General features: G+C 65.0%; 19 protein-coding genes. 6 read left to right on the forward strand and 13 right to left on the reverse strand.

Annotated elements, in window-relative coordinates; genetic code table 11:
* Nucleotides 1-927, forward strand: coding sequence for a pseudouridine synthase (locus AC1Q5W_RS06860; RefSeq protein ID WP_492646111.1), 927 nt, complete (start codon nt 1-3; stop codon nt 925-927).
* A gap of 9 nt (nt 928-936) precedes the next feature.
* Here the strand turns inward: AC1Q5W_RS06860 and AC1Q5W_RS06865 are convergent, their stop codons facing one another.
* From AC1Q5W_RS06865 to AC1Q5W_RS06880, 4 genes are all read right to left on the reverse strand, one after another.
* Complete coding sequence (locus AC1Q5W_RS06865; protein ID WP_492643388.1) at nt 937-2,268, reverse strand: ferredoxin reductase family protein; 1,332 nt, start codon at nt 2,266-2,268, stop codon at nt 937-939.
* Between the two features lie 129 nt (nt 2,269-2,397).
* Complete coding sequence (locus tag AC1Q5W_RS06870; RefSeq protein WP_492643389.1) at nt 2,398-3,564, reverse strand: GGDEF domain-containing protein; 1,167 nt, start codon at nt 3,562-3,564, stop codon at nt 2,398-2,400.
* A gap of 90 nt (nt 3,565-3,654) precedes the next feature.
* Nucleotides 3,655-5,334, reverse strand: coding sequence for an AMP-binding protein (locus AC1Q5W_RS06875; RefSeq protein WP_492643390.1), 1,680 nt, complete (start codon nt 5,332-5,334; stop codon nt 3,655-3,657).
* Between the two features lie 113 nt (nt 5,335-5,447).
* A complete protein-coding gene (locus AC1Q5W_RS06880; RefSeq protein WP_492643391.1) occupies nt 5,448-6,599 on the reverse strand; it encodes a transglutaminase-like domain-containing protein in 1,152 nt (383 codons plus the stop codon).
* 192 nt (nt 6,600-6,791) lie between these two features.
* Between AC1Q5W_RS06880 and dinG the strand changes: the two genes are divergently transcribed.
* Nucleotides 6,792-8,942 (forward strand): ATP-dependent DNA helicase DinG, encoded by a 2,151-nt coding sequence (gene dinG / locus AC1Q5W_RS06885; protein ID WP_492643392.1) that lies wholly within the window; start codon nt 6,792-6,794, stop codon nt 8,940-8,942.
* 18 nt (nt 8,943-8,960) lie between these two features.
* Here the strand turns inward: dinG and AC1Q5W_RS06890 are convergent, their stop codons facing one another.
* Both AC1Q5W_RS06890 and AC1Q5W_RS06895 read right to left on the reverse strand, forming a co-directional pair.
* Nucleotides 8,961-9,965: an adenosine kinase gene (locus tag AC1Q5W_RS06890; protein WP_492643393.1), complete on the reverse strand. Its 1,005-nt coding sequence runs from the start codon at nt 9,963-9,965 to the stop codon at nt 8,961-8,963.
* Nucleotides 9,966-9,979: 14 nt separating this feature from the next.
* Nucleotides 9,980-10,756 carry a ferredoxin--NADP reductase gene (locus AC1Q5W_RS06895; RefSeq protein WP_492643394.1) on the reverse strand — a complete coding sequence of 259 codons (777 nt, stop codon included), beginning with the start codon at nt 10,754-10,756 and terminating at the stop codon, nt 9,980-9,982.
* A gap of 116 nt (nt 10,757-10,872) precedes the next feature.
* On the opposite strand from AC1Q5W_RS06895, the gene AC1Q5W_RS06900 reads away from it, so the two are divergent.
* The gene (locus AC1Q5W_RS06900; protein WP_492643395.1) at nt 10,873-11,247 is read left to right on the forward strand and encodes a thioredoxin family protein; all 375 of its coding nucleotides are present in this window, start codon (nt 10,873-10,875) and stop codon (nt 11,245-11,247) included.
* A 31-nt stretch (nt 11,248-11,278) separates the two neighbouring features.
* Here AC1Q5W_RS06900 and AC1Q5W_RS06905 read toward each other — a convergent pair whose 3' ends face one another.
* The 3 genes from AC1Q5W_RS06905 to AC1Q5W_RS06915 all read right to left on the reverse strand — a co-directional run bounded on the left by AC1Q5W_RS06905 (nt 11,279) and on the right by AC1Q5W_RS06915 (nt 16,937).
* A complete protein-coding gene (locus AC1Q5W_RS06905; protein WP_492643396.1) occupies nt 11,279-12,415 on the reverse strand; it encodes an alpha-hydroxy acid oxidase in 1,137 nt (378 codons plus the stop codon).
* A gap of 6 nt (nt 12,416-12,421) precedes the next feature.
* The gene (locus AC1Q5W_RS06910) at nt 12,422-14,083 is read right to left on the reverse strand and encodes an L-lactate permease (protein ID WP_492643397.1); all 1,662 of its coding nucleotides are present in this window, start codon (nt 14,081-14,083) and stop codon (nt 12,422-12,424) included.
* Nucleotides 14,084-14,156: 73 nt separating this feature from the next.
* Nucleotides 14,157-16,937 (reverse strand): FAD-binding and (Fe-S)-binding domain-containing protein, encoded by a 2,781-nt coding sequence (locus AC1Q5W_RS06915; protein WP_492643398.1) that lies wholly within the window; start codon nt 16,935-16,937, stop codon nt 14,157-14,159.
* Between the two features lie 138 nt (nt 16,938-17,075).
* Between AC1Q5W_RS06915 and AC1Q5W_RS06920 the strand changes: the two genes are divergently transcribed.
* Complete coding sequence (locus AC1Q5W_RS06920; protein ID WP_492643399.1) at nt 17,076-17,828, forward strand: FCD domain-containing protein; 753 nt, start codon at nt 17,076-17,078, stop codon at nt 17,826-17,828.
* A gap of 6 nt (nt 17,829-17,834) precedes the next feature.
* On the opposite strand, the gene AC1Q5W_RS06925 is transcribed toward AC1Q5W_RS06920, so the two are convergent.
* Nucleotides 17,835-18,224: a VOC family protein gene (locus tag AC1Q5W_RS06925; protein ID WP_492643400.1), complete on the reverse strand. Its 390-nt coding sequence runs from the start codon at nt 18,222-18,224 to the stop codon at nt 17,835-17,837.
* Between the two features lie 153 nt (nt 18,225-18,377).
* Between AC1Q5W_RS06925 and AC1Q5W_RS06930 the strand changes: the two genes are divergently transcribed.
* Nucleotides 18,378-19,772, forward strand: a complete 1,395-nt coding sequence (locus AC1Q5W_RS06930; RefSeq protein WP_492643401.1) for a phenylacetate--CoA ligase family protein — start codon at nt 18,378-18,380, stop codon at nt 19,770-19,772.
* A 48-nt stretch (nt 19,773-19,820) separates the two neighbouring features.
* On the opposite strand, the gene AC1Q5W_RS06935 is transcribed toward AC1Q5W_RS06930, so the two are convergent.
* The 3 genes from AC1Q5W_RS06935 to AC1Q5W_RS06945 all read right to left on the reverse strand — a co-directional run bounded on the left by AC1Q5W_RS06935 (nt 19,821) and on the right by AC1Q5W_RS06945 (nt 24,492).
* Nucleotides 19,821-20,354 carry a TlpA family protein disulfide reductase gene (locus AC1Q5W_RS06935; RefSeq protein ID WP_492643402.1) on the reverse strand — a complete coding sequence of 178 codons (534 nt, stop codon included), beginning with the start codon at nt 20,352-20,354 and terminating at the stop codon, nt 19,821-19,823.
* A 58-nt stretch (nt 20,355-20,412) separates the two neighbouring features.
* The gene (gene alaS, locus AC1Q5W_RS06940; RefSeq protein WP_492643403.1) at nt 20,413-23,037 is read right to left on the reverse strand and encodes an alanine--tRNA ligase; all 2,625 of its coding nucleotides are present in this window, start codon (nt 23,035-23,037) and stop codon (nt 20,413-20,415) included.
* A 63-nt stretch (nt 23,038-23,100) separates the two neighbouring features.
* Entirely contained in the window at nt 23,101-24,492 is a 1,392-nt protein-coding gene (locus AC1Q5W_RS06945) for an aminotransferase-like domain-containing protein (protein WP_492643404.1), read from the reverse strand.
* 183 nt (nt 24,493-24,675) lie between these two features.
* On the opposite strand from AC1Q5W_RS06945, the gene gabT reads away from it, so the two are divergent.
* Complete coding sequence (gene gabT / locus AC1Q5W_RS06950) at nt 24,676-25,968, forward strand: 4-aminobutyrate--2-oxoglutarate transaminase (protein WP_492643405.1); 1,293 nt, start codon at nt 24,676-24,678, stop codon at nt 25,966-25,968.
* Nucleotides 25,969-26,034 lie beyond the last annotated feature (66 nt).

Raw genomic sequence — 26,034 nt, forward strand, 5'->3', positions numbered from 1 at the left:
ATGGCCCTGTACCGGCCTAATCCGCCCCCCAACCGCAACGGCGTGAGCGCCAGTTGCGTGGTGTTGCCCCCCGGGCCGTGGCCCCGGGTGCTGGACTTTCTGGTGCAGCGCTTTCCCGGTGTCCGGGCTGACGCTTGGTTGCAGCGCCTGCAAGGCGGCGACGTGCTGGACGACCAGGGCGCGCTGGTGTCCCCCGACGCACCCTACCGCGCCGGGCAACGCCTGTACTACTTTCGCACCGTGCAGGCCGAACCGCCCATTCCCTTTGAAGCCACCGTGCTGTGGCAGGACGCGCACCTGCTGGTGGTGGACAAGCCGCACTTCCTGCCCGTGCTGCCATCAGGCAAGTATTTGCAGGAAACCGTGCTGGTGCGGCTCAAGCGCGCGCTGGGTCTGGCCGACCTGTCACCCATCCACCGCATCGACCGCGACACCGCGGGGCTGGTGCTGTTCTCCACGCAGGCGGCCACGCGCGGCGCCTACCAGGCCCTGTTTCGCCAGCGCGCGGTGGACAAGACCTACGAGGCCATTGCGCCGTGGAACCCCGATCTGCCCTGGCCCGTGCGCCGCGAATCCCGCATCGCCCCGGCCACGCACTTCATGCAGCAGACCGAGGTGGATGGCCCGCCCAACGCCCTTACCCACATCACGCCGCTGGAGGTACACGGCACGCTGGCGCGCTACGCCCTGAAACCGGTCACCGGGCACCGCCACCAGCTGCGCGTGCACATGGCCGCACTGGGCCTGCCGCTGGTCGGCGACGGCATTTACCCGGTGCTGACACCCGAAGGCAGCGCCGACTACAACAACCCGCTGCAGCTGCTGGCACGCTCCATCGCCTTCACGGACCCGCTCAGCGGCCAGCCGCGGCAATTTGAGAGCCGGCGCACGCTGCGCCCGCTGTCCTCCATCGCCCAGACCGGCTGAGCCCGGCGCTCAGCGCATCTCGAACAGTTCCTGGTGGAAGTCATCGGCGTTGAGCCCCATGGCCACCAGGTCGCGCCGCAGGGCCTGCCCGAAGGCGGCCGGGCCACAGAACCAGATGTCGGCGTTCCTCCAGTCGGGCACGGCCTCGCACAGGCGCTGGGCGGTGAGCCGGCCGTCGCGTGCGTCCCACAGCACATGGAAATTCACGTTCGCGGCCTGGGCATCCCGTTGCAGCTTGCCTATGGCGTTTTCGTCATACACGGCCGTGGGGTGGAACAGGTCCACGGTCTTGCCGTCGGGCGTACGCGCCAGGGTTTTCATGCGGGCGATGAACGGTGTGATGCCGATGCCCGCCCCCACCCAGATCTGGCGCGGCTTGCTGCCGCTGAAGTTGAAGCGCCCGTACGGGCCCTCCAGCTTCACCACCTCGCCCTTCTTCAGGCTGGTCGGCAGGGTGCGGGTGTAGTCGCCCAGCTCCTTGATGATGAAGGCAATGTGGCCGTCCCCCTTCCAGGCCGAGGAGATCGTGAATGGGTGCGCCCCTTCTTCGGCATGGAAGGTCACAAAGGCAAACTGCCCGGCCTCGTGGCCCGCCCAGCGCCCCCGGATCTGGATGTCCACCTCCAGCACCTGCAGATCGGCATGGCGGATGACGCCCTCGACCTCGCCCACGGTCTGGCGGCCAATGGACACCTTGCGCACGACCACGACCACCGCCGCCACCGTACCTCCCAGCATGAGCAGGCCCATGACCACGCCCAGCGGGCTGCCCCAGTAGTTGAACTGCAGGAGCACCACCGAATGGAACACCAGCACCAGGTAGGCCAGCGTCAGCAGGTGGTGGATCTTGAAAAAATAGCGGTACGGAAACCGCTTCACCAGCGCCAGCACGATCAGGGCCACAGCGGCGTAGAAAGCCCATTCCCCCAAGCCTTCGGCAGGGTGGCGCAGGCCACGCAGGAACCCCTCGATGCCCTCGATCTGTCCGCCCGGCGGCCCCCGACGCGCCGGCCGCTCCAGCCACCCCCAGCCCACCATCCATTTCGGCACTTCAACCCACAGCCAGTGCGTGATGGCAATCACCAGACCGGAAATGCCCAGCCACTTGTGCAGGCGGTACATCTTGTCCAGACCGCCCAGGTAGGGTTCGAACATGGTGGGGCGCGCCGCCAGGATCATGGCCACGCTCATCACCCCCATGCCCAGCACGCCGCTGTACTGCAGAAACAGCGGACGCAGTGCAAATACGCTCCAAGCCCCCCCAGCCAGCCTGTCAACCCACAGCCAGAGCAGTGTCAGCACTACCAGCAGGCCCCAGAAACTCTTCTTGATGTTTTTCATGGTTCGTCCATTTCCGTCCCGTGCAGCGGGACTACTGCCAATGTAGCCGCGCCACGTGAACGCCGTGTAACGCTTGCATCAAGATCCGGCAAAAAAGCCGGAAATACCTGCCGGAAGGTTGCCGCAACGTCAGGCCGTGCCGCCGGGAAACACTTCCACGCGGTTGCGGCCGTTTTCCTTGGCCCGGTACAGGGCCTGGTCGGCCCCGCCAATCATGTCGTCGCTGCGCTGGCGGGTTCGCTGCTTGCGCTCGTACAGGCCGATGCTGATGGTGACCGGAATCAGCGTTCCGTCCTCGCCGAAGAACGGGGTGGCCTCGATGCAGGCCCGCAAGTCCTCGGCCAGCTGGCAGGCGCCTTCGGTAGCCGTGTCGGGCAGGATGACCAGAAACTCCTCCCCCCCCAGACGGCCGATGATGTCTTGGTCGCGCACGCGCGAAATCAGCGTACTGGCGAGCTTTTTCAGCACCAGATCGCCCGACAAGTGCCCGAACGTGTCGTTGACCCGCTTGAAATGGTCGATGTCGATCATCAGCACCGTCAACGGCTGCTCGGCACGCTGGGCCAGTGCCAGGTTCTGGTGCAGTGACTCCAGCAGGAAACGCCGGTTGGTCAGGCCCGTGAGCTCGTCACGCATGGCCATGTCGCGGTTGCGCGCATCTGCCTGTTCCTTGAGCATGATGACCAGCCCCAGGCTGATCACAATGAGGCACATGCTCACCAGCAGGTAGGTAATGGCCTGGATGCGCGGGTTGGCCGCGACCAGAAAGCTCACCTCGCCCATGTGCTGCGCCGTCGCGATGCCGCGGTAGCCATACATGCCCATCAGCATCACCCAGCCAAAGGCCAGCGTGTACTTGCCCCGCCCGGCCAGCTCGCGGCGCCGTTCCCACAGCACGGACAGCACCTGCGCACACTGCACGATGGCGACGGCCGCACTCAGCAGGATGCGCTCGGCGACCCGGTCCACCAGGAAAGCGAAAAACACCGCCAGCACCAGCACCGGAGACCAGACCAGCCAGCGGGGCGGCCGACGCTGCTGGAACTCGAACAGGCCCTCCACGAACAGGGCAATGGAAACGGACAACAGCAGGTTGGCGCCATAGACCGTGATGCCGTCGCTCAAATGGCCCCGCAGGCTCAGCAGCATGTAGCTGGCCGTCTGCGCCACCATGGCCAGTGCCCAGAACAGCATGCCGTTGCGCTCCTTGAAGCGCACGGCCACCGCAGCGGCGATGGTCAGCGTCGCGCTGGCCATCAGCAGCATCAGGAACATGGTGGGGGTATGGGCTTGCATCGGCGCTTACGGATAAGCGCACAGCATAGCGGCTATGCCCCGTGCGGTCTAGCGACCAGGCGCCAGCGGCGCCTCAGACCCACTGGACCTTCAAGCCCACTGCACCTTGGCACGCTCGGCGTACCAACCCTCCACCCGGGCAGTCACTTCGCTTTCAATGCGGCTGCGCCGGATCTTCATGGTGGGCGTCAGACAGCCATTTTCGATGGTCCAGGGCTCGCTGGCGATCACGATCAGCTGCAGCTTCTCGTAGTCGGCCAGTTCGTTGTTCACATCGACCAGCAACTGGCCCAGCTGCGCTTGCACTTCCGCGCGGAACGCGGCATCTCCCTGGCGGGGACGCAGGTCTTCGGCCAGCACGACCATGGCGTAGGCCGACGGTTGCCCCACGCCCGACACCAGGCTGGTCTCCACCATCGGGTGGGCGTTGATGCGGTTCTCGATCGGTGCCGGCGACACGTATTTGCCCTTGGAGGTCTTGAACAGTTCCTTCACGCGCCCGGTGATCTTCAGCAATCCGTCGGCGCGCCGCTCACCGCGGTCACCGGTGCGGAAGTAACCGTCTGCGGTGAAGACCTCGCCATCGAGGTCGGGGCGCTTGTAGTAGCCCACCATCTGCCCCGGGGACTTGATCAGGATCTCCCCCTCGTCGCTGATGCGCACCTGCACCCCCTCCAGCGGCACCCCGACGCAGCCCGGCGCATTGATGGTAGGGGTGGAGTTGTGCGAGTAAGCGAAGTCCTCGGTCATGCCATAGCCTTCGATCAGGTTCAGGCCCAGGCGGCGGTACCACACGATCAGCGCCGGCGGAATGGGCGCCGAGCCGCTGCCTGCCAGCAAGACCTGGTCCAGCCCCAGCCCCTTGAGCACCTTGCGCCCGATCAGACGGCCCAGCAGGGGGATGCCCAGCAGGCGATCGAGCTTCTGGGGCGGCATCTTGGAAAAAACACCCTGCTGGAACTTGAGCCACAGGCGCGGCACCGAGATGAACGTGGTGGGCTTGGCGCGGTTGAGGTCCTGCAGGAAGGTGTCCAGCGCGTCGGCAAAGTAGACATGGGTGTGACCGTCCAGCAGCGAGAGGCACTCCACCCAGGCCCGCTCGAAGACGTGGGCCAGCGGCAAGTAGGACAGCACCCGGATTTCCGCCTTCTCGCCAATGCGTGACTGGATGTCGCGCTGCATGAGCTCGCTGACGCGAGTGATGCGCTCGAAGCTGTGCATCACGCCTTTGGGCTGGCCGGTAGAGCCCGAGGTGTACATGAGGATGGCAATGTCGCTCCCCGCCCGCTGGATGCGCCCGGCCAGCGGTGCGGTGCGCGCCGTGATGGCGTCCCAGGTCTCGTAGCCGGTCTGGGGCGCCAGCGGCAGGGCAATGCAGGGCAGGTCCGCCGCAATGCCGGGCTTCTGGTGCTCCCAGGTATCGAGCTTGCCCACAAACAGCAAGCGCGCACCGCTGTGCTCCAGCACGAAGCGGATGGTGTCGGCCGTCTCCGTGGGGAAAATGGCCACCGTCGTGCCGCCGGCCATCCAGATCGCCAGCTCGGCCATGATGAAGTGGGCGCAGTTCTTGGACAGGATGGCGATGCGCGCACCCGGCTCAAACCCCTGCGCCCGCAGGTGCGCCGCCATGCGGCGGGCCTGGTCAACCACCTGGCCCCAGGTGTAATCCACGACCTGCCCGCCACCGGTGGGCTGGGTCAGGTAAACCGTTTCAGGGTGCGATGCTTCGTGGTCAAAAACGTAATCCAGCATCAGCTTGGGTGCTGCCATAGGCTTGTCTCCTGGTTGTTATGCCACCAGCCTACCGCATCACGCCGCTCCTGCCCAGTGCGGCAAACACCCCCCTGCCCCTGCACCCACCCACCGGGTGGTGTGCAGGCTGCTCAGGCCTTGATTTCCCTGGCCGTGATCTGGTACTTGAAATCGTCCGGCGCGTAGGAGTCCAGGCGCCCGGCGGCTGTCTCGGCCGTGGGGTACATGAGAAAGCCCAGCCGGGGACCCTGGGCATGCGGCAGCGTGACATCGTGGGCGGTGTTGTAGGCCATCCAGTTGCCTTCCCAGCTGCCGAACAGTGCCGCGTTGACCGGCGCCACCAGGGGGTCCTTGGGCGTCTTGATCCAGGCGGGTGTTTCCATGCGCATCACCTTGGCCACATCGGCCGGGTCCATGCCCACCCAGCCATGGCCGGCCAGGTAGACCTCGGCACGGCAATGCTGCGCACCCTTGAGGCTGGCCGGGTTGCCACCCAGTTCGCGGTAGCCAAAGGCACTGGGCGCCAGGCGCAGGCCATACACGTCGCGGGCCGGCAGACCCACCGCGCGGCACAGGCCCACGAACAGGGCGTTCAGGTCGGCGCACTTGCCGCCCAGGTTGCCGGTTTCCAGCATGGTCTTGATGTCACCCTCGCCGCAACCGCGCACCTTGGGCTCGCGGTAGGTGTTGGCCACGATCCAGTCGAACAGCTTCTGCGCCTTCTCCACATCGGTGCGGGCCCCGCGAATGGCCTCTTGCGCCGTTGTGCGCACGATGCCGTCGATGGGCAGCAGGCTGGTGGCCCGGGTCCAGTAGCGCAAGCTGGCCGCATCTTCCCGGGGGGCGGTACGCCGGGCCCAGTCCACACCCCGGTTCTGGGTCTGGACGCGGCTGGTGAGTTCCACAAAGGGCCGGGCCTCGTCGGCCGCGAACTCGGCATAGAGCATGCGCGCACCCGAGTGGCCGTCGCTGGTCACCAGGGTCGAGCCGTTGCTGGAGAAGCTGCTGTCCATAGACTGCTGCCAGTCGCTGTTGACGCTGGGGATGGGCAGCCAGACCCGGGTCACGCCCTGCGGCTTGGCAATATCGACACGGGTGGTGACTTCAAACGTGCGCCAAGCGCCGGGCCGGGGGCTGAACTGGCGCGGTGCGGCAGCGGTCGTTTGTGCAAAATTGATAGCAGGCAACGCAGTTGCTGCAAGGGCCAGGGCCGAATTTTTCAGGAAAATGCGGCGCGCATCGGTACGCGCAGGCGTTGGCACGCCAGGAGGAACGGTGGTCATTCAGAGAACTCCGGATTGGGGGATAAACGGGCGCAATCGGCGTAGGTCAAAATACCCCGAAATTGGCACTGGCAGCACCCGGACCAGCCGGACACCGCGCACCGATTATCGCCGCACCCGGTATATTCAGGCTCCCCCGCACGCCTTTCCCTTCCATCGCGCCTTCCCGCGCACCCATCTGGATGACATTGTTTGAGTTCTGAGTCTCTGGCCGATCTGGCACTGGCCGCTTTTGAGAAAGTCGTGGGTGCCACCCCCGGCTTTCGTCCCCGCCCCGGCCAGCACGCCATGGCCGCCAGCGTGGCCACCACGCTGGCCCGCGCCGACCTGGGCGAGCACCCCGCCCCCACCAAGGCCATTGCCGTCGTCCAGGCCGGCACCGGCGTGGGCAAGAGCGCGGCCTATGCCTCCACCGCCATTGCACTGGCGCTGGAGCGCAAGACGCGGGTGGTGATTTCCACCGCCACCGTGGCGCTGCAAGAGCAGCTCATGACCAAGGACCTGCCGGCGCTGGCGCGCACGATGGACAAGCCCTTTGCATTTGCCCTGGCCAAGGGGCGCGGGCGCTACGTGTGCAAGCTCAAACTGGAACGGCTGGTCGGCTCGGGCGCGGGCAGCGAGGAGCTGTTTGACGCGGACGACGACGCCCCCGCTGCGGCCACCGCCACCCGCTATGGCTCGCCGCTGTCGGAGGAGGCCCTTGAGGAGCGCCGCACCCAGCTCTATGAGACCATGGCCACCACCCTGGCCACCGGCAGCTGGGACGGCGACCGCGACACCCTGGCCGAGACGCCCGACCCGCGCGACTGGTCCGTGGTGGCGGCCGAGCGCCACACCTGCACGGTGCGCCACTGCCCGCGCTTCAAGGAGTGCAGCTACTACGGGGCCCGCACGCGGCTGGCCGAGGCCAACGTCATTGTGGCCAACCACGACCTGGTGCTCGCCAGCCTGGGCACCAAGACGCTGCCCGACCTGGACAACTGCCTGGTGATCTTTGACGAAGGCCACCACCTGCCGGCCGTGGCGCTGGACCAGTTTTCCAGCACCATGGACCTCTCCAACCTGCGCTGGCTCGATAAACTGCCCAAGACCGTGCAGGAAGTCAGCAGCAAGCTCAACCTGCACGCCGGCGAGGACGTGCAGACGGTGACCAGCCAGCTCAAGGGTGCCCTGACCACGCTGGCGCGCATGGCCATGGACCTGGTGTGGGCCCACACCGGTCGCAATGCCCGCGGTGAAGGCCAGGACGGCTCCCTGCGCTTTGCCAACGGGGTGCTGCCGGCCGCGCTGGTGGAGCCGGTCACGCAGATCCACGCCCAGGCCGCAGGCCTGTCCAAGGTACTGGAAGCGCTGGGCGTGGACGTGAAGGCCGTGGCCAAGGAGGACCCCAGCCAGGCCGTGCTGTGCGCGCAGCTGTACGCCCAGCTGGGCAGTCTGGCACCGCGGCTGGGCAGCGTGGTGTCCACCGCCAGCCTGCTGCTGGAACACGGTGCGCAGCCGCTGGCCAAGTGGCTGCAGGCCCAAAGCGAACACGGCTACCTGACCCTGACGGCGCATGCCTGCCCCATCGTGCCGGGCGATCTGCTGCGCCAGTTCCTGTGGAGCCAGGTGCGCGGGGCCGTGGTCACCTCGGCCTCGCTCACCAGTTGCGGCAGTTTTGATTATTTTTTGCGCGAAGCGGGCCTGTCCAACAACCCCGCCGTGCAGGCGCTGGAAGTGGCCAGCCCGTTCGACTACGCCGCACAGGGCACGCTCACGGTGGTGCACACCCGCACCGACCCCAAGCAGGCCGACGCCTACACGGCCGAAATGGTGCGCCTGCTGATGGCCGACCTGGAGCAGGTGCGGCGCGGCGCGCTGGTGCTGTTCACCTCCCGCGCGCAAATGCGCGCCGCCACCGAGACCGTGCCGGGTTACCTGAGCGACATGGTGCTGGTGCAGGGCACGCAGTCGCGCGCACGCCTGCTGGCGGCGCATGCGGCGCGGGTGGAGTCGGGCATGCCTTCGGTGCTGTTTGGCCTGCAGTCGTTTGGCGAGGGGCTGGATCTGCCGGGCTCGCTGTGCGAAACCGTGTTCATTGCCAAGCTGCCGTTTGCCCCGCCCTCGGACCCGGTAGACGAGGCGCGTGCCGAGTGGCTGCGCAGCGTGGGGCGCGACCCGTTCAACGAACTGGTGATTCCGGCCACCGGCATCAAGCTGCTGCAGTGGACCGGGCGGGCCATCCGCACCGAGGACGACCGGGCCCAGGTGATCTGCTACGACAAGCGCCTGACACAGCAGGCCTACGGGCGGCGCATGCTGGGCGGCTTGCCGCCGTACCAGCTGCACAAGCGGGACGCCTGAGCCCCCCGCCTGCGGCTTTCAGGCCACGTGCTGTGCGAACCGCGCCTTCAGCGCAGCCATGGCTGCGGGGGTCAGGCGGTTGCCGTATTGGCTCACCACCTGGCCGGCAGCCTGGTTGGCCAGCCACGCAGCGTGCGCCAGGGTGTGGCCCTGGGTCACGGCGTAGAGGAAGGTGCCGGCAAACATGTCGCCGGCGCCGTTGGTGTCCAGCGCCTTGACCGGGGCCGCCGGCACCTCGATCCGCTGGCCCCCTTCCAGCACGATGCAGCCCTTGGCGCTGCGGGTCAGGCAGACCACGCGGGCGAGCTGGCTGACCTGCTGGCAGATGGCCTCCAGGTCCTGCGTGCCGCACCAGGTCTGCGCTTCTTCTTCGTTGCAGAACAGGTAGTCCAGGCCGCCGCCCACCATGGCGTCCAGGCCCGCGCGGCAGAAGTTGATCATGCTCATGTCGCTCAGGGTCAGCGCCAGCGCCACGCCCGCCTCCTTGGCAATGGCGCGGCCCTGCAAGGCGGCGTCCAGTCCGGTGGGCGATGCGGCCAGGTAGCCTTCCATGTAGTAGACCTTGGACTTGGCGATGTCCTTGGCATGCAGCGCCGTGTGGTCCAGCTCGGCGGTGGAGCCCAGGAAGGTGCTCATGCTGCGCTCGGCATCGGGCGTGACCATCACCATGCAGATGCCGGTCTGGCCTTCCGCCGGTTTGGTATGCGTGAGGTTGGTCGCCACGCCGTTGGCCACCAGGTCTTCGCGGTAGAAGGCGCCCAGTTCGTCGTCCGCCACGCGGCAGGAGTAAAACGCCTTGCCGCCCAGCTGGGCCAGCGCCACCACCGTGTTGCCCGCCGAGCCGCCGCCGGTGCGGCGCACATGCATGCCATGCACATGGGCCAGCAGCGCAGCACGCCGCTCGGCGTCGATCAGGGTCATGTGCCGCTTGGCCACGCCCATGCTTTCCAGCTGGGCGTCGGTCACTTCGTATTCAGAGTCCACCAGGGCATTGCCGATGGCGTAGAGGTCGTAATGGGACATGGGGCGGGTGGTTCTTATTGTTCGACGAAGGCGCGCTCGACGACATAGTCGCCCGGCGTCGTGGTGCTGCCTTCGACGAAGCCGCGTGCATCCAGCAGCTCACGCATGTCCTTGTTCAGTGCCGGGCTGCCGCAGATCATGATGCGGTCGCGGGCGGCGTCCAGCTTGGGCAAGCCCAGATCTTCCTGCAGCTTGCCGCTGGCGAGCAGGTCCGTGGCGCGCCCCCGGTTCTTGAAGGGCTCGCGTGTCACGCTGGGGTAGTACAGCAGCTGCGACTTGACGGCTTCACCCAGGTACTCGTGGTTGGGCAGGTCCACGGTGATGTACTCGGCGTAGGCCAGTTCCTTGACCTCGCGCACACCGTGGAACAGGATGACTTTTTCGAACTTCTCGTACGTGGCCGGGTCGCGGATCAGGCACATGAACGGCGCCAGGCCGGTGCCGGTGCCGATGAGGTACAGGTTCTTGCCGGGCAGCAGGTAGTCGATCAGCAGCGTGCCGGTGGGCTTTTTGCCGACGATGATCTTGTCCCCCACCTGGATGTGCTGCAGCTTAGAGGTCAGCGGACCGTCCGGCACCTTGATGCTCAGGAACTCCAGATGTTCTTCGTAGTTGGCGCTGACGATGCTGTAGGCGCGCAACAGCGGCTTGCCGTTTTCCTGGCGCAGGCCGATCATCGTGAAATGCCCGTTGGAAAAGCGCAAAGCCTGGTCACGCGTGGTGGTGAAGCTGAACAGCCGGTCTGTCCAGTGGTGAACGCTCAATACGGTTTCTTCCAGAAATGCACTCATGGGGGCCCTTGAAAAAGTTCAGTACGGTGGCAGGGAAAACCCTCAATTGTAAAACGCCCGCCTCCCTGCGCCCGGAACGCGCGGAATGCCCCAAAAATTTCTGCGATCATTGGCCCATGCCGACTGTCCGCCCCTCCTCCGAAACGACCTTGCTGGTCGCCTGCCTGTGCGCCAACTGGTGCGGCACCTGCCGGGACTACCAGCCCCTGTTTGGCACGCTGCAGGCGCAATTTCCGGATGTGCAGTTCCAGTGGGTGGATGTGGAGGACGAAGCCGACCTGGTAGACCCGATCGAAGTGGAAAATTTTCCGACGATCCTGATCGCCACGCGCCGCCAGACGCTGTTCTTTGGCACGGTCACACCGCACCTGCAAACGCTGCAGCGCCTCATTGAATCGCACCGGACCGACAGCACGCGGCCCCTGCCGGCCTCCCCTGACCTGGATGGATTGCTGCACCGGCTGTGGCAACGCATGCCCTCCGCGCAGTAGGCTGGCAACCCAAGCCAGGCACCGGGGCTGCCTATTGCAGGATGCCCTTGGTGACATGGTCAATCTGCGTGTTTCCGGTGAACGCCATCGTGATGTCGAGTTCGTTGTGGATGATCTCCAGCGCCTTGGTCACACCGGCCTCACCCATGGCACCGAGACCGTACAGGAACGCACGTCCGATGTAGGTGCCGCGAGCGCCCAGGGCGCGCGCCTTGAGCACGTCCTGACCACTGCGAATGCCGCCATCCATGTGCACCTCAATCTGGTTGCCCACCGCCTCCACAATGGCGGGCAAGGCACGGATGGAGGACTCGGCACCGTCAAGCTGGCGCCCGCCGTGGTTGGAGACGATCAGCGCATCGGCACCGGATTGGACGGCCAGACGCGCGTCTTCAACATCCTGAATGCCCTTCAGGATCAGTTTTCCACTCCAGCGCCGTTTGACCCACTCGACATCAGCCCAGCTCAAGGTCGGATCGAATTGTTCCTTGGTCCAGGCGCTCAGCGAACTCATGTCGCTTACCCCCCGGGCGTGGCCGATCAGATTGCCAAAACCGTGGCGCCGCGTTGCCGCCATGCCCAGGCACCAGCGCGGCTTGGTCATCAGGTTGATGAGGTTGGCCAGCGTGGGCTTGGGCGGTGCCGTCAGACCGTTCTTCAGGTCCTTGTGGCGCTGCCCGATCACCTGCAGGTCCAGTGTCAGCACCAGTGTCGTGCAGCCCGCTGCCTGTGCCCGACCCATGAGGCGCTCCATGAAATCACGGTCTTTCATCATGTAGAGCTGAAACCAGAAGGGGTGGTTGCCCGTGCCCGCCGCCACGTCTTCAATGGAGCAGATGCTCATGGTGGAGAGGGTGAACGGAATGCCAAATTTCTGGGCAGCACGGGCGGCGAGAATCTCGCCATCGGCGTGCTGCATGCCCGTCAGGCCGGTGGGCGCAATGGCCACCGGCATGGCCACCGGCTGGCCGACCATGGTGGTGGCGGTGCTGCGATTGTCCATGTTGACGGCGACGCGCTGGCGCAATTTCAAGGTCTGGAAATCAGACGCATTGGCACGGTAGGTGCCCTCCGTCCAGGAACCCGAATCGGCGTAGTCGTAGAACATGCGCGGCACGCGCTTTTGCGCAAGCACGCGCAAGTCTTCGATGCATGTGATAGTTGGCATGTTTTCTTACCTGACAACCATTGCGGTAAACGGCCACACATAGGCCTGCATGGTCACATACAGTCCGACCAGGCAGGCCAGCGCAATCGAATGGAAGAACACGTAGCGCAAGATGTCGCCTTCATGGTTGAACCAGCGCGTTGCGGTAGAGGCTACGACGATGGATTGCGCATCGATCATCTTGCCCATCACCCCACCCGAGCTGTTCGCGGCACCCATGAGGTTGACCGAAAGACCCAGCTGATCGGCCGCGACTCTTTGCATGCCGCCAAAGAGCACATTGCTTGCGGTATCCGAACCGGTCATGGCCACGCCAATCCATCCCATCAAGGTACCAAAGAACGGATACAGGACACCGGTATTGGCAAACGCCAGCCCCAGGGTGGTGTCGGTACCCGAGTAGCGCGTGAGCGTGCCCAGTCCGAGCATCAGGACAATGGTGATCAGCGAGTAGCGCACCATCCAGAAGGTGCGACCAAAGGCGCGCACCAATTGCAGCGGGTTGTATTTCATGACCAGTCCGCCAATGAGGGCCGACAGCAATATCCCCGTACCCGTTGCCGACAACAGATTGAAGGTATAGACCGCCGCCTCCTTGGTGGGTTTGGAAACCACAGGCGCAACTTTTTCAACCATGTTGTGCAGCCCCGCCATCGGGAATGCGGGGGCGTACAGGCTGTTGAGATAGTTCTTGACCGATGGCAGACCCCAGATGAACACGCACACCGTAAGAATGAGCCACGGCGTCCACGCCTGGATCAGCGCTGCCTTGGAATGCACCTTGAGTGTCACTTCGGGTTGTGCTTCGCCACCGTCGGTTTCATGGCCTTTGAGCGAGGTCGAACGCCACACTGTCTTGGGCTGCCACACGCGCAGGAACAGGATCAGCGAAACCATCGAGACGAGCGCGGCAATGATGTCCACCAACTCCGGGCCGATGAAATTGGAAACCAGGTATTGGGGAATCGCAAATGACAGCCCCGTGACCAGAATGGCGGGCCAGATTTCCATCATGGCCTTGCGCCCCGCAAAGGCCCAGATCAACCAAAACGGCACCAGCAGCGAGAAGAACGGAAGCTGGCGCCCAATCATGGCCGTCACGGCCATCAGGTCGTAGCCATGCACTTTTGCCAGCGTAATGACCGGTGTGCCCAGGGCACCAAATGCCACCGGTGCGGTATTGGCGATCAAACTCAGCCCCGACGCCGCGAGTGGTGAAAATCCGAGGCCAATCAGGATGCCTGCGGTCACCGCCACCGGCGTACCAAACCCGGCCGCGCCCTCAAAGAAAGCACCGAAGCAGAAGGCGATGAGAAGCAACTGCAGACGCCGGTCGCGCGTAATGCCCGACAAGGAATCCTGCAACACGGCAAAGCTGCCGTTCTGCTCAGCCAGCTGCTGCAAGAAGATGATGTTGAGAACAATCCAGCCGATCGGCAGCAGACCCGTGAAGCCGCCCAGCAAGGCCGCCTTGCCGGCCATTTCGGCGGGCATGCCGTAGGCGAGAACGGCAATGAGTAGCGCACTGAGCAAGCCCAGTCCGGCTGCAATGTGCGCCTTGATATGCAAAAAACCAAGACAAACAAGCATCACCACGACCGGCACAGCAGCCAGCAGGGTGGAAATGACCATGTTTCCAAACGGATCGTAAATTTGTTGCCAGACCATAGAGGGTTCCTCGTTGAATTTGAAATAGATGTGCGCGTAAGCCAGGGGCCGCATGTAGGGAGTTGCTGTGGATTCAACACTGCATGGGCGCTACCTCCCGGCTGCATTCTTCAAGCAGATAGGCCACTGAGCGGTAGGGCAGCCCCGTTTCGTCGGTCAGGCCAATCTCGCACGTGCGGTTGGTGGAAACCCCTTCACAGCAGGCGCTGGGGAGCGCGCTGTGGATCTTCCGCAGCGCATGCGCGTTGAGTTCGGGAACCACAAAACCGCGGTCGCCGCCAAACCCGCAGCAACCCACGTCGCGGGGTTCCGTCACCTGCTCGGCGCAGGCGGCCAGCAGGATGCGCAGCTTGGCGTCCGTTTCGCCACGGCGCACGCTGCAGTTGACATGCAACGCAATGGGACCCGCCTTGCGGCGTATCCGCAATCGCGGCAAAAGCGCATCCACCGCGAACTCATGAAAGTCCAGAATCTGGATCCGTCCATCGACCAGCTTTTTCATGCGCTCCGTGCACGAGCTGGCATCCATCACGATCGGGAGCAGCCCGCCCCTGCCATCATCCGCGGCAACCAACAATGCGTCCGTCAGGTTCTGGGCCATGGCATCGGCCTCAGATGCCAGCCCCTTGCTGGCCAGCATGAGGCCGCAGCACAGCTTGTTGTGTTGCGCTGGCAGGCGCGGGGCATATCCGGCCCGGACCAGGAGTTCCATCACCACATCGGGCAGACCGGATTCGTGCGCTGCGTTGCCACCGAAGATACGCCCCCCGCACGCGGGGAGGTAAACCACCGGGTCGCCTTGTTCCGCCCGCCTGCGCGGCGCCGTTCCGGCCTGTGGCAAGGTACTTTTCCAGGCGCCTCCGGTGACCCTGGACATCACTTTGCTACCCACCACGGCAGATGCCACATGCCCGGCCGTCAGGCCGATTCGCGAGAGGCCAACCACCTTGTCGAAGTGGTTCACAACCATTTTTCCGACCGCACGGTTGACGCTGCCCAGGCCTTGGCCACGCAACACGCGCACCAACTCCCCCGTGTCTATGCCGACGGGGCAAGCGGTTGAACACAAGCCGCAGCCGGCACAGGTATCCAGTCCGAAATAGGCGAAGTCGGTGGCCAGCGTGCCCACGCGCTCCTGGCCATCCTTGCGGCGCGAAAGCTCCCGCCAGCTGACAATGCGCTGGCGGGGCGACAGTGTAAGTTGATGGGACGGACAAAGCGGCTCGCAGAATCCGCATTCAATGCACTGATCCACCAGCGCCTGCGCCGCAGGCATGGGCTTGAGGTGTTTCAGATGCGCTTGCGGGTCGGTGTTGAGAATGACGCCGGGGTTCAGCAGATTGCCGGGATCCAGAAGTGACTTGATGCTGCGCATCAGTTCGGTTGCTTCGCGCCCCCACTCCAGCTCCACAAACGGCGCCATGTTGCGCCCCGTGCCGTGCTCGGCCTTGAGGGAACCGTCGTAGGTGTCGACCACCAGATGGCATACCTCGTCCATGAACCGGGCATAGCGCGCCACTGCTGCGCGGTCCCCAAAGTCCTGGGTGAACACGAAATGCAGATTGCCTTCCAGGGCGTGTCCAAAGATGATGGCTTCGCTGTAACCGTGGCGTGCCAGCAAGGCCTGCAAATCCAGCGTTGCGGCTGCCAGCGACTCCATCGGGAAAGCCACGTCTTCGATGATGACAGTGGTACCGGCGCGACGCATTGCGCCAACCGACGGGAAGGTGCCCTTGCGCACTTTCCAGTACATCTCGCAAGTGGCCGCATCGGTGAAGAACTGCGCCGGCTCCACCGTGTCGATGCCGTCGATGGCACACAGTGCGGTCTTGATCTTCAACTCGAGGGCCGCGCTGGTTTGTGCGCGCACCTCAATCAGCAACGCAGACACATCGGCACCCAGCGCACGGATGGCCTGCGGCATGCCAGGCTGGTCCTGCACCGAACGAAGGGCTGCGCGATCGAGCAACTCCACCGCCGAAACGCGCGCCGGCTTGAGTCGCATGGCCGCCTCGCAGGCACTGCCCATGGAGGGAAAGAACACCAGTGCGCTGGCCTTGAACGGATCTTCGACCACGGTTGCCAGCGTGATGCGCGACAGGAATCCCAAGGTTCCCTCAGAGCCGACCATGAGATGGGTCAGGATGTCCAGAGGATTCTCGAAATCCACCAGCGCGTTAAGGCTGTAGCCGGTGGTGTTCTTGATCTTGAACTTGTGCCGGATGCGCTCGGCCAGGGCGGTGTTGGCACGGGTCTGGGCGCCCAGCTGGGCCAACGCATTTAGCAACGCACCGTGGCTGGCCTGAAAAGCAGCCATGCTGGCGGCATCTTCGGTGTCCAGCACGGTTCCGTCGGCCAGCATGACACGCATGCCAAGCAGGGTGCGGTAGGTGTTTTGCGCGATGCCGCAACACATGCCCGAGGCGTTGTTGGCGGCAATGCCACCGATTTTGCACACGGCAATCGAAGCCGGGTCCGGACCGATCTTGCGACCCAACGGCGCCAGCCGGGCATTGACTTCGCCACCGATGATGCCGGGGCCGAGCCGCACGCTGGCCGCATCGGCCGCAATGTCACAGCTTGCAAAACCCTCACCGATCAGCATCAGCACGCCATCGGTCACGGCCTGCCCGGAAAGACTGGTGCCCGCAGCACGGACGGTCACCGGGCGACCATGGGCGCGCGCGATCTCCAGCACCAAGCGGACTTCGTCTTCACTTTCAACAATGGCCACCACCTCGGGAACCATGCGGTAAAAGCTGGCGTCCGTGCCATACGCATGCCGGCGCAGTTCGTCCGATAGGACCTGGCCCGGCGGCAGTGCATCCGTCAGCTCTGGGAGAAGTTCTTTCATTTGGTAAAGTGGTAATACCATTACGGGTAATGTATGGGAGAGCACACTTCTTGGATACAAGGGGAAACCCCTAAGTGACAGCGCATTTTTTTTCACGGAATGCAATATGATGAAAATGGTCATACCAATTAAGTTGCCATGTCTCCCAACCGCATATCCTCGACCCGCTTGTCCGATACCGTAGCCTCCGACCTGGAAACCCGCATCCTGGAAGGCTCGCTCAAACCCGGCGACCGTCTTCCCTCGGAGCGCACCCTGGCAATCGAAATGGGGGTGTCCCGGCCCTCTCTGCGCGAAGCAATGCAGAAATTGGTATCGAAAGGCCTGCTCACCACCCGCCACGGCGGTGGCACGGTCGTGACCGACCACCTGGAAACCACCTTTTCGGACCCCTGGAAGGCCATGTTGGACGGCCACCCGATGCTGCAGACCGACATTCTGGAATTCCGCCACATGCTGGAAGGCGAAGCCGCGCTGCTCGCCGCCGAGCGCGCCACCGATGAAGACATCGTTCGCATTGAAGCCACGTTCAACGCACTGGAAGCGGCCTACGACTGCGACGACCTCAGGGCATGCATCGACGCCGATGTCGCTTTTCACCAAGCCATCGCGGAGGCATCGCACAACGCCATGATTGGACACATATCAGCCAGCCTGATGCGTGTGGTGCACGACCATGTCGCCGACAATCTGGTGCACTTGCATGCGCGCCCGGCACAGTGGGCGCATATTCGTGAACAACACCGGAAAATCTGGGACTCCATCCGCAATGGTCATGCACAGGCCTCCCAGCAAGTGGCCAAAGAGCACATTGCATTTGTGCGCAAAAGCATGGAGGACGCCGTCAAACTGCAAAGCCGGCGCAGCAGCGCCCGACGGCGCTTGAACTGAGCAGGGTCAGCCCATGCGGGGCTGCAGCATGCTGTTGCGGTTGCCTTCGGTATCGCGAAACGCAACATAGCGCCCAACGCCCGGAATCTCCATGGGCTCGCCCAGCACCGTCCCGCCGGCCTCGCGTACCCGTTCCATGGCCGCGCCTATGTCCTCCACTCCGATGACCACGGAGGGGTGCTGGTCGGGTTGGTCGGGCTGATAGGGGAACAACCCTCCGTTGATCGCCCCGGCGGGTGCATCGGGCCGGAGGCTTTCCACCACCGTCGTGACCAGGAGATAGTCCCCCATCTCGGGCCCCAGCATCTGCGTCTGCCAGCCAAAGGCCGCCACGTAGAAACGGGCAGCGCGCTCCCGGTCGCGGTATGGCATTTCAAAGTGGATAACCGAGTTCATCCAAACGCCCTCCTATAAGCCAATGCTAGGTCAACGCCTGTCAAATGCAAGTCGGTCCGTGATTACACTGGTCCCAGCGTGGGCATGCCAGCCTGTGGCGGAGATACAGCGCCTCGGCTGCACCACCAACGTTCAACCGTCCGGGAGTCGACTGTGAGCAAGACACCAAGCAGGGCCACTGCGGCCATTGACATGCTGCGTGCCGAGCACGAAGGCCCGACCGGGCTGGAGCGGCGCCAGCGCCAGCGGCTTGCCGAACTCCTGGCGCACGCGCGCGCCCGCTCCCCCTTCTACTGCGACCGGTACGCACACCTGCCGCAGAGCGCACTGCCCCTGACGGACTTGCCGCCCGTGACCAAGCCCGAGCTCATGGCCCACTTTGATGCCTGGGTAACCGACCCCAGAATCACCCGGCACGGGGTGGAGTCGTTCATGGCCTGCAGCGCCAACCTGGGCCGGCCGTTTCTGGGCGAGTACCTCGCCTGCACCTCATCGGGCACCACGGGTCACCCGGCCCTCTTCATCCACGACCAGCGGGCCATCAACGTCTACCGAGCCATCGCCCTCGCCCGCATCGACCGCAGTTGGGTCTCGCCACGCGGCGTCTGGGAAATCCTGCTGAAACGCGGGCGGTGGGCTGCGGCCGTGGGTACGGCCGGCCATTTTGCCGCTGCCGGCTGGATGGAACACGAAAAACGGCGGGGCGGGCTTCGGCGGCATGCATACGCGGCCTTCTCGGTCGAGCAGCCGCTGGCCGACCTGGTCGCCCAACTCAACCGCTACGACCCGGCGGCATTGACCACCTACCCCAGCGCCCTGGAACTGCTGGCGCAAGAGCGGATGGCAGGGCGGCTGCACATTGATCCGGTCATCATCGAGGCAACCGGCGAGTCTCTGTCGGCCGCGGACAAGGTCCGGATGGGCGCCGCCTTTGGCCGCCCGGTGCATGAGGCGTACGGCACCTCGGAATTTCAATGCATAGCGTTTGACTGCGATTGCGGCTGGCTGCACGTCAACAGCGACTGGATCGTGGTGGAGCCGGTGGACGCGCACCACGCGCCCACGCCGCCCGGCACGCCGTCCCACACGGTGCTGATCACCAGCCTGGCCAACCAGGTTCAGCCGCTCATCCGGTATGACCTGGGCGACTCCGTGCTCGTGTCCGGCACGCCATGCCCGTGCGGCAGTCCCTTGCCCGCCATCCGGGTACAGGGCCGCAAGGATGACACGCTGCACCTGCGGACGGCCGCGGGCGCCGTCGTGCACATCACCCCGCTTGCCATTGGTTCCGTCATTGAACAGGCCGGCGGACTGCAGCGTTTTCAGCTGGTCCAGACCGGACCCTGCGATATCCGGGTGCGCATCGAGCCCCACGCCGGCGCCGATGCCCAGGAAGTCTGGCAGCAGGTGGCCGCCCATCTGCAGACCTTTCTGGCTGCGCAGGGCCTGTCCAACGTGCAATGCGTCCAGGGGTACGAACCGTTTGCATCCAGCGGATTGAGCGGCAAGTTCCGCCAGGTCATTGGCCTTCCGGAGGGTGGCACCTAACCCCGCCATTGGGCCTGCGCCGTGCCCGGCAAGCCCCGGCAAGCCCCTCTACTGCCCCGCCTTCAGCAGCGGCTCCCACAGCGCGGCCGCGTCGGCGCTGCCCCAGTCAACCTCCCCGCGCACGACGGCGCGCACGTGGCCATCCGCTGCGATCAGCACCGTGGACGGAAAGATGCGAACACCCCACTGGCGGGCGATGGCCCCCTGCGGGTCGGGCAACACGGGCAGCCGCAGGCCGGTGCGCTGGACAAACTGCGCCACGGTGGCCGGAGACTCTTTGAAGTTGACCGCCAGCACCACCAGCCTGTGCGGCCCCTGGCGCTCGGCCAGGGCCTGCAGCGAGGGCATCTCGGCGCGGCAGGGCTCGCACCAGCTGGCCCAGAAGTTGATCAGAACGGCCTTGCCGCGCAGATCTGCCAGGCGCCAGACATTGCCGCTCAGGTCGGTGGCCTGCAACGCGGGCACCGGCGCCGACGGGCTCCAGTGCTGCACGTCAAAGCCCTGCGCCGCCGCGCCGGGGCTGTGCCAAGCCAGCCAGCAGACGGCCAAGCTCAGCAGATGGGAACGCGCGATTTTCAGCATCAAATCCCCCTCAAACCCGCATTGAATCTGCGCAGACAGCTACAGATTCAATAGCACGTCAGAGCTTGCCCGCCACCCAGCCCTGCACGCTGGCCAGGGCTGCCGGCAGCTTGGCGGGCTCGGTACCGCCGGCCATGGCCATATCAGCCTTGCCGCCGCCCTTGCCGCCCACCTGGGCCGCAATGAAGTTGACCAGCTCGCCCGCCTTGACCTTGCCCGTGGTGTCGGTGGTGACACCCACGGCCACCTGCACCTTCGCGCCGTCGACCACGGCCAGCACGATGACGCCCGTCTTGAGCTTGTCCTTGAGCTTGTCCATGGTGTCGCGCAGGGTCTTGACGTCGGCGCCGTCCAGCGTGGCCACCAGCAGCTTGACGCCCTTGATGTCTTGCGCCTGCGTCAGCAGCTCGTCGCCCTGGGCGGACGCCAGCTTGCCCTTGAGGGCCGCCAGTTCCTTTTCCAGCGCCTTGGCGTTGTCCACCATCTGGCCCAGGCGGCCCGTGAGCTCGGCCACGGGCGCTTTCACCAGGGCCGCTGCCGCGTCCACGGTGTCTTCCAGGTCCTGCAGGTAGGTCAGCGCATTCTGGCCGGTGACGGCTTCGATGCGGCGCACGCCCGCGGCCACGCCGCTTTCGCCCACCACCTTGAACAGGCCGATGTCGCCGGTGCGCTGCACGTGGGTACCCCCGCACAGTTCGCGGCTGGAGCCGATGTCGAGCACGCGCACGGTCTCGCCGTACTTCTCGCCGAACAGCATCATGGCGCCGGTCTTCTGGGCCGACTCGATGTCCATCACCCGCGCCTGCGTGGCGGCATTGGCGAGAATCTCGGCGTTCACACGCACTTCGATCTCGCGGATCTGCGCGTCGGTCACCGGCGCGTTGTGCGCAAAATCGAAACGGGTGCGCTCGGCATTGACCAGGCTGCCCTTTTGCTGCACGTGGCTGCCCAGCACTTCACGCAGGGCCTTGTGCATCAGGTGGGTAGCCGAGTGGTTGCGCACGGTGGCGGCACGTTTGGTCGCGTCCACATGGGCCGTCACGGCGTCGCCCACCGCGAGGATGCCGCTTTGCACCACGCCGTGGTGGCCGAACACGTCGGCCTTGATCTTCTGCGTGTCTTCCACCTGGAACAGGCCACCGTCGCAGAACACCGCGCCCTGGTCGCCGACCTGTCCGCCGGACTCGGAATAGAACGGCGTGCTGTCGAGCACCAGCACCCCGGATTGACCCGCCTTGAGCGTGGCAACCGGCGTGCCATCTGCGTAGAGCGCTACGATTTTGCTTGTCTGCGTCAACTGCTCGTAGCCCACGAAGGTGTTGCCGGCACCACTGTATTCCAGCGCCTTGTCCATCTTGAACTTGCCCGCCGCACGACCCTTGGCCTTTTGCGCCTCCATGGCGGCGGCAAAGCCGGCGCTGTCGACTTCAACCCCGCTTTCGCGGCAGACGTCGTTGGTCAGGTCCAGCGGGAAGCCGTAGGTGTCGTGCAGCTTGAAGGCCACTTCGCCGGGCAGTACTTTCACGCCGCCGGCCAGCGCCTCGTCCAGGATCTGCATGCCCGTGGCCAGGGTCTCGAAGAAACGTTCCTCTTCCACGCGCAGCACTTCGGTGATACGGGCTTCCTGGTTGGCCAGGTTCGGGTAGGCGGCACCCATGACCTGTACCAGGTCCTTGACCAGCTTGTGGAAGAACGGTGTCTTCTGGCCCAGCTTGTAGCCGTGGCGGATGGCACGGCGCACGATGCGGCGCTGCACGTAGCCGCGGCCTTCGTTGCTGGGAATGACGCCGTCGCTCACCAGGAAGGCGGTGGCGCGGATGTGGTCGGCGATCACGCGCAGGCTCTTGTTGTCCAGGTCGGTGCGACCGGTTTCACGGGCTGCCGCCTTGATGAGTGTGTCGAACAGGTCGATCTCGTAATTGGAATGCACGTGCTGCAGGATGGCCGCCAGGCGCTCCAGACCCATGCCGGTGTCCACGCAGGGCGCGGGCAAGGGCGTAACCGAGCCGTCTTCCGCCATGTCGAACTGCATGAACACGTTGTTCCAGATTTCGATGAAGCGGTCGCCGTCTTCCTCGGGGCTGCCGGGGGGGCCGCCGGGAATGTGGTCACCGTGGTCGTAGAAGATTTCGCTGCACGGACCGCAGGGTCCGGTATCGGCCATCATCCAGAAGTTGTCGCTCTTGTAGCGACCGCCCTTGTTGTCGCCGATGCGGATCACGCGCTCGGGGGGCAGACCGATCTCCTTGGTCCAGATGTCGTAGGCCTCGTCGTCTTCCGCGTACACCGTGGCCAGCAGACGGTCTGCCGGCAGCTTGTAGACCGTGGTCAGCAGTTCCCAGGCCCACTTGAGCGACTCGCGCTTGAAGTAGTCGCCAAAGCTCCAGTTGCCCAGCATCTCGAAGAAGGTGTGGTGGCGTGCGGTGTAGCCCACGTTTTCCAGGTCGTTGTGCTTGCCACCCGCACGCAGGCAGGCCTGCACCGAGGCGGCGCGCACGTAGGAGCGCTTGTCGGCACCCAGGAACACGTCCTTGAACTGCACCATGCCCGAGTTGGTGAACATGAGCGTGGGGTCGTTGCCCGGCACGAGCGGGCTGCTGGGGACCACCGTGTGGCCTTTGGAGGCGAAAAAGTCGAGAAACGTCTTGCGGATGTCGGCAACGGTAACGGTGGCTTGGGTCATGGTGGGCAAGAACTCCGGTGAAATGGCAGGGGGCGCCCTGCAAAAGCAGGCGAACCCGTGATTTTAGGTGGCTTTGAGGCCGAGCAGGAAGCTGAGCACGGCCTCGTCCTGCGCCCAGGCCACATTGAAACGCAGCCAGGGGCTGGGCTCCAGGTCGACCGAGAACAGGTGACCGGGGCCCAGCAGGATGTCCTGCTCGGCCGCCTTGTAGGCCAGTTCGGCGGCATTCTGGACTTCGGGGTGGCGCGCCCACAGGAACATGCCGGCCTTGGGCTCGGTGAACAGCTCGAACCCCAGTTCCAGCAGGCGGCTGGAGAGCTGCTGCTGCCCCTGCGCCAGGCGCTCCCGCAGGGTCTTGATGTGCTTGCGCCAGCGGCCATCGATCAGGGCGCCGTAGGCCAGCCGCTCGGTGAATTCGGACGATGTCAGCCCCGAAATCATCTTCAGGCGCACCAGGTCTTCCAGCAGTTCGGGGTTGGCGGCCAGGTAGCCCACGCGGATGTTGGGCGAAATGGTCTTGGAAAAGCTGCTGATGTACACCACCCGGCGCAGCTGGTCCAGGCTGGCCAGCGAGGGGTGCGAGCCGGGGTCGAGATCGGCATAGATGTCGTTCTCCACGACGGTGATGTCGTATTTCTCGGCCAGTTGCAGAACCCGGTGCAGGTGTGCCAGCGAGGCCGTAGAGCCCGTGGGGCTTTGCAGGCGCGGCTGGGTGAAGAACACCTTGGGCCGGTGCTCGATGATGCGGGCCTCCAGCGTGTCCAGGTCGTACCCGGCCGGTGTGCGCGGCGCCCCCACCAGCTGCGCCCCCAGGAAACGCAGGGAAAACAGCAGGTTGGCGTAGCCGGGCTCGTCCACCAGCACCGCGTCGCCGGGGCGTACCAGCCGGCGGGCCGCCAGGTCCAGCGCCTGGCTGGAACCTTGGGTCAGCAGCACCTGGTCGGCGCTGAGCACCACCTCGCGCGCGGCCAGCAGATCCCGCACCAGCTGGCGCAGGGGCAGATAGCCCCTGGGCTCGCCGTAGCCGCCCAGATCGGTCTCCTGGGCGGCCAGGTTGCGCTGGCTGCGGCGCAGGCCGTCGGCAAAGAGCCATTCACCCGGCAGCCAGCCGCACCCGGGCTTGCTGCGCAGGCCGCGGTTCTCGAAGATCCGCGACAGAAACCACATGGAGTCAAAGCTGTAGGACCCCGCCCCCCCGGAGGCCGAGGCGCCCTGGCTGCCGCGGCTGCGGACAAAGAACCCGGAATGCGCCTGCGACTGGAAATACCCCAGCGCCACCAGGCGGTCGTAGGCGTCGACAACGGTGTAGACACTGACGCCGTTGGCGTGCGCGAACTGGCGGATGGAGGGCAGCTTAGCACCCGCACGCAGGGCGCCGTCGTCCACCATCTGGCGAAATCCGCTCACGATCTGGGTTACCAGCGGCACGGAAGACTGAGGATTGAGTGCAAACATCGGAAAAAACAGGCCCCAACGGGCTAGGGTTTGTATGTACTGGTCGTACGGACTGCACAGTGCATTCCAAAACCGCAGCAATCTGTATATGTTAGCTCTAGGGACTGCCCCCTAAAGTCTGCCCCCATAGACGCCCAGACCCACAGGGCTTTTCCAACCACCCGCCACTGTCCAAGGATTCTCATGCAACGCGACGCCCACCTCACCAACGCCGCCCTGTTCGCCCGCCGCGAGGCCGCCATCCCGCGCGGCGTGGGTCACAGCCACCAGATCTTCATCGCCAAGGGCGAGAACGCCGAAATCTGGGACGTGGAAGGCAAACGCTACATCGACTTTGCCGGTGGCATTGCCGTGCTGAACACCGGCCATCGCCACCCTGCCGTCATCCAGGCCGTGAAAGACCAGCTCGACAAGTACACCCACACCTGCTTCCAGGTGCTGGCCTACGAACCCTATGTGGAACTGGCCGAAAAGCTCAACGCCAAGGCGCCGGGCAACTTCGCCAAGAAAACCCTGTTCCTCACCACCGGCGCCGAAGCCGTGGAAAACGCCATCAAGATCGCCCGCGCCTCCACGGGTCGCTCCGGCATCATCTGCTTCGGCGGCGGCTACCACGGCCGTACCCTGCTGACGCTGGCCATGACCGGCAAGGTGGCGCCCTACAAGACGGGCTTTGGCCCCTTCCCCGCCGAGGTGTTCCACGCCGTCTTCCCCAACGCCCTGCACGGCGTGACGGTGGACGATTCCATCTCCTCGGTGGAAGCCATTTTCAAGAACGACATCGAAGCCAAGCGTGTGGCGGCCATCATCCTGGAGCCCGTGCAGGGTGAAGGCGGCTTCCAGGTGGCACCGCCCGCCTTGCTGCAGCGCCTGCGTGCCCTGTGCGACCAGCACGGCATCTTGCTGATCTGCGATGAGGTGCAGACCGGTGCCGGCCGCACGGGTACCTGGTTTGCCGTGGAGCAAAGCGGCGTGGCCCCCGACCTGATCACCATGGCCAAGTCCATGGCCGGTGGTTTCCCCATTTCCGCCGTGGTGGGCCGCGCCGAAGTGATGGATGCGGCAGCGCCGGGTGGCCTGGGCGGTACCTATGCCGGCAGCCCCATCGCCTGCGCCGCCGCGCTGGCCGTACTGGATGTGTTCGAAAAGGAAAACCTGCTGCAGCGCAGCCGCGATGTCGGCACCCGCCTGGTCAACGGCCTGCAAGCCATCGCCAAGCGCCACAAGTGCATTGGCGACGTGCGCGGCCTGGGTGCCATGGTGGCACTGGAACTGTTCAAGAACGGCGACATCAAGCAGCCCGATGCCGACCTGGCCAAGCGCATCGCTGCCGAAGCCACCAAGCGCGGCCTGATCCTGCTGACCTGCGGAACCTACGGCAACGTCATCCGCGTGCTGGTGCCGCTGACCGCCAGCGATGCCCTGCTGGACGAGGGTCTGGCCATCGTGTCCGCCTGCTTTGACGCCGTGGCCTGATCTGCCCACAATGGCACCAAACTTGCGTTTACATGGCGGCGCAAGTCTTGATTCTTCTAGTTACAA

It is taken from the genome of Rhodoferax sp. MLSD5-FHT05B10 (genome assembly GCF_058793415.1).

Bases quoted from the DNA above. Each gene is read 5' to 3' on its own strand.
- AC1Q5W_RS06860 (WP_492646111.1), top strand. From the start codon at position 1: ATGGCCCTGTACCGGCCTAATCCGCCCCCCAACCGCAACGGCGTGAGC.
- AC1Q5W_RS06865 (WP_492643388.1), bottom strand. From the start codon at position 2,268: ATGAAAAACATCAAGAAGAGTTTCTGGGGCCTGCTGGTAGTGCTGACA.
- AC1Q5W_RS06870 (WP_492643389.1), bottom strand. From the start codon at position 3,564: ATGCAAGCCCATACCCCCACCATGTTCCTGATGCTGCTGATGGCCAGC.
- AC1Q5W_RS06875 (WP_492643390.1), bottom strand. From the start codon at position 5,334: ATGGCAGCACCCAAGCTGATGCTGGATTACGTTTTTGACCACGAAGCA.
- AC1Q5W_RS06880 (WP_492643391.1), bottom strand. From the start codon at position 6,599: ATGACCACCGTTCCTCCTGGCGTGCCAACGCCTGCGCGTACCGATGCG.
- AC1Q5W_RS06890 (WP_492643393.1), bottom strand. From the start codon at position 9,965: ATGTCCCATTACGACCTCTACGCCATCGGCAATGCCCTGGTGGACTCT.
- AC1Q5W_RS06895 (WP_492643394.1), bottom strand. From the start codon at position 10,756: ATGAGTGCATTTCTGGAAGAAACCGTATTGAGCGTTCACCACTGGACA.
- AC1Q5W_RS06900 (WP_492643395.1), top strand. From the start codon at position 10,873: ATGCCGACTGTCCGCCCCTCCTCCGAAACGACCTTGCTGGTCGCCTGC.
- AC1Q5W_RS06905 (WP_492643396.1), bottom strand. From the start codon at position 12,415: ATGCCAACTATCACATGCATCGAAGACTTGCGCGTGCTTGCGCAAAAG.
- AC1Q5W_RS06910 (WP_492643397.1), bottom strand. From the start codon at position 14,083: ATGGTCTGGCAACAAATTTACGATCCGTTTGGAAACATGGTCATTTCC.
- AC1Q5W_RS06915 (WP_492643398.1), bottom strand. From the start codon at position 16,937: ATGAAAGAACTTCTCCCAGAGCTGACGGATGCACTGCCGCCGGGCCAG.
- AC1Q5W_RS06920 (WP_492643399.1), top strand. From the start codon at position 17,076: ATGTCTCCCAACCGCATATCCTCGACCCGCTTGTCCGATACCGTAGCC.
- AC1Q5W_RS06925 (WP_492643400.1), bottom strand. From the start codon at position 18,224: ATGAACTCGGTTATCCACTTTGAAATGCCATACCGCGACCGGGAGCGC.
- AC1Q5W_RS06935 (WP_492643402.1), bottom strand. From the start codon at position 20,354: ATGCTGAAAATCGCGCGTTCCCATCTGCTGAGCTTGGCCGTCTGCTGG.
- alaS (WP_492643403.1), bottom strand. From the start codon at position 23,037: ATGACCCAAGCCACCGTTACCGTTGCCGACATCCGCAAGACGTTTCTC.
- AC1Q5W_RS06945 (WP_492643404.1), bottom strand. From the start codon at position 24,492: ATGTTTGCACTCAATCCTCAGTCTTCCGTGCCGCTGGTAACCCAGATC.
- gabT (WP_492643405.1), top strand. From the start codon at position 24,676: ATGCAACGCGACGCCCACCTCACCAACGCCGCCCTGTTCGCCCGCCGC.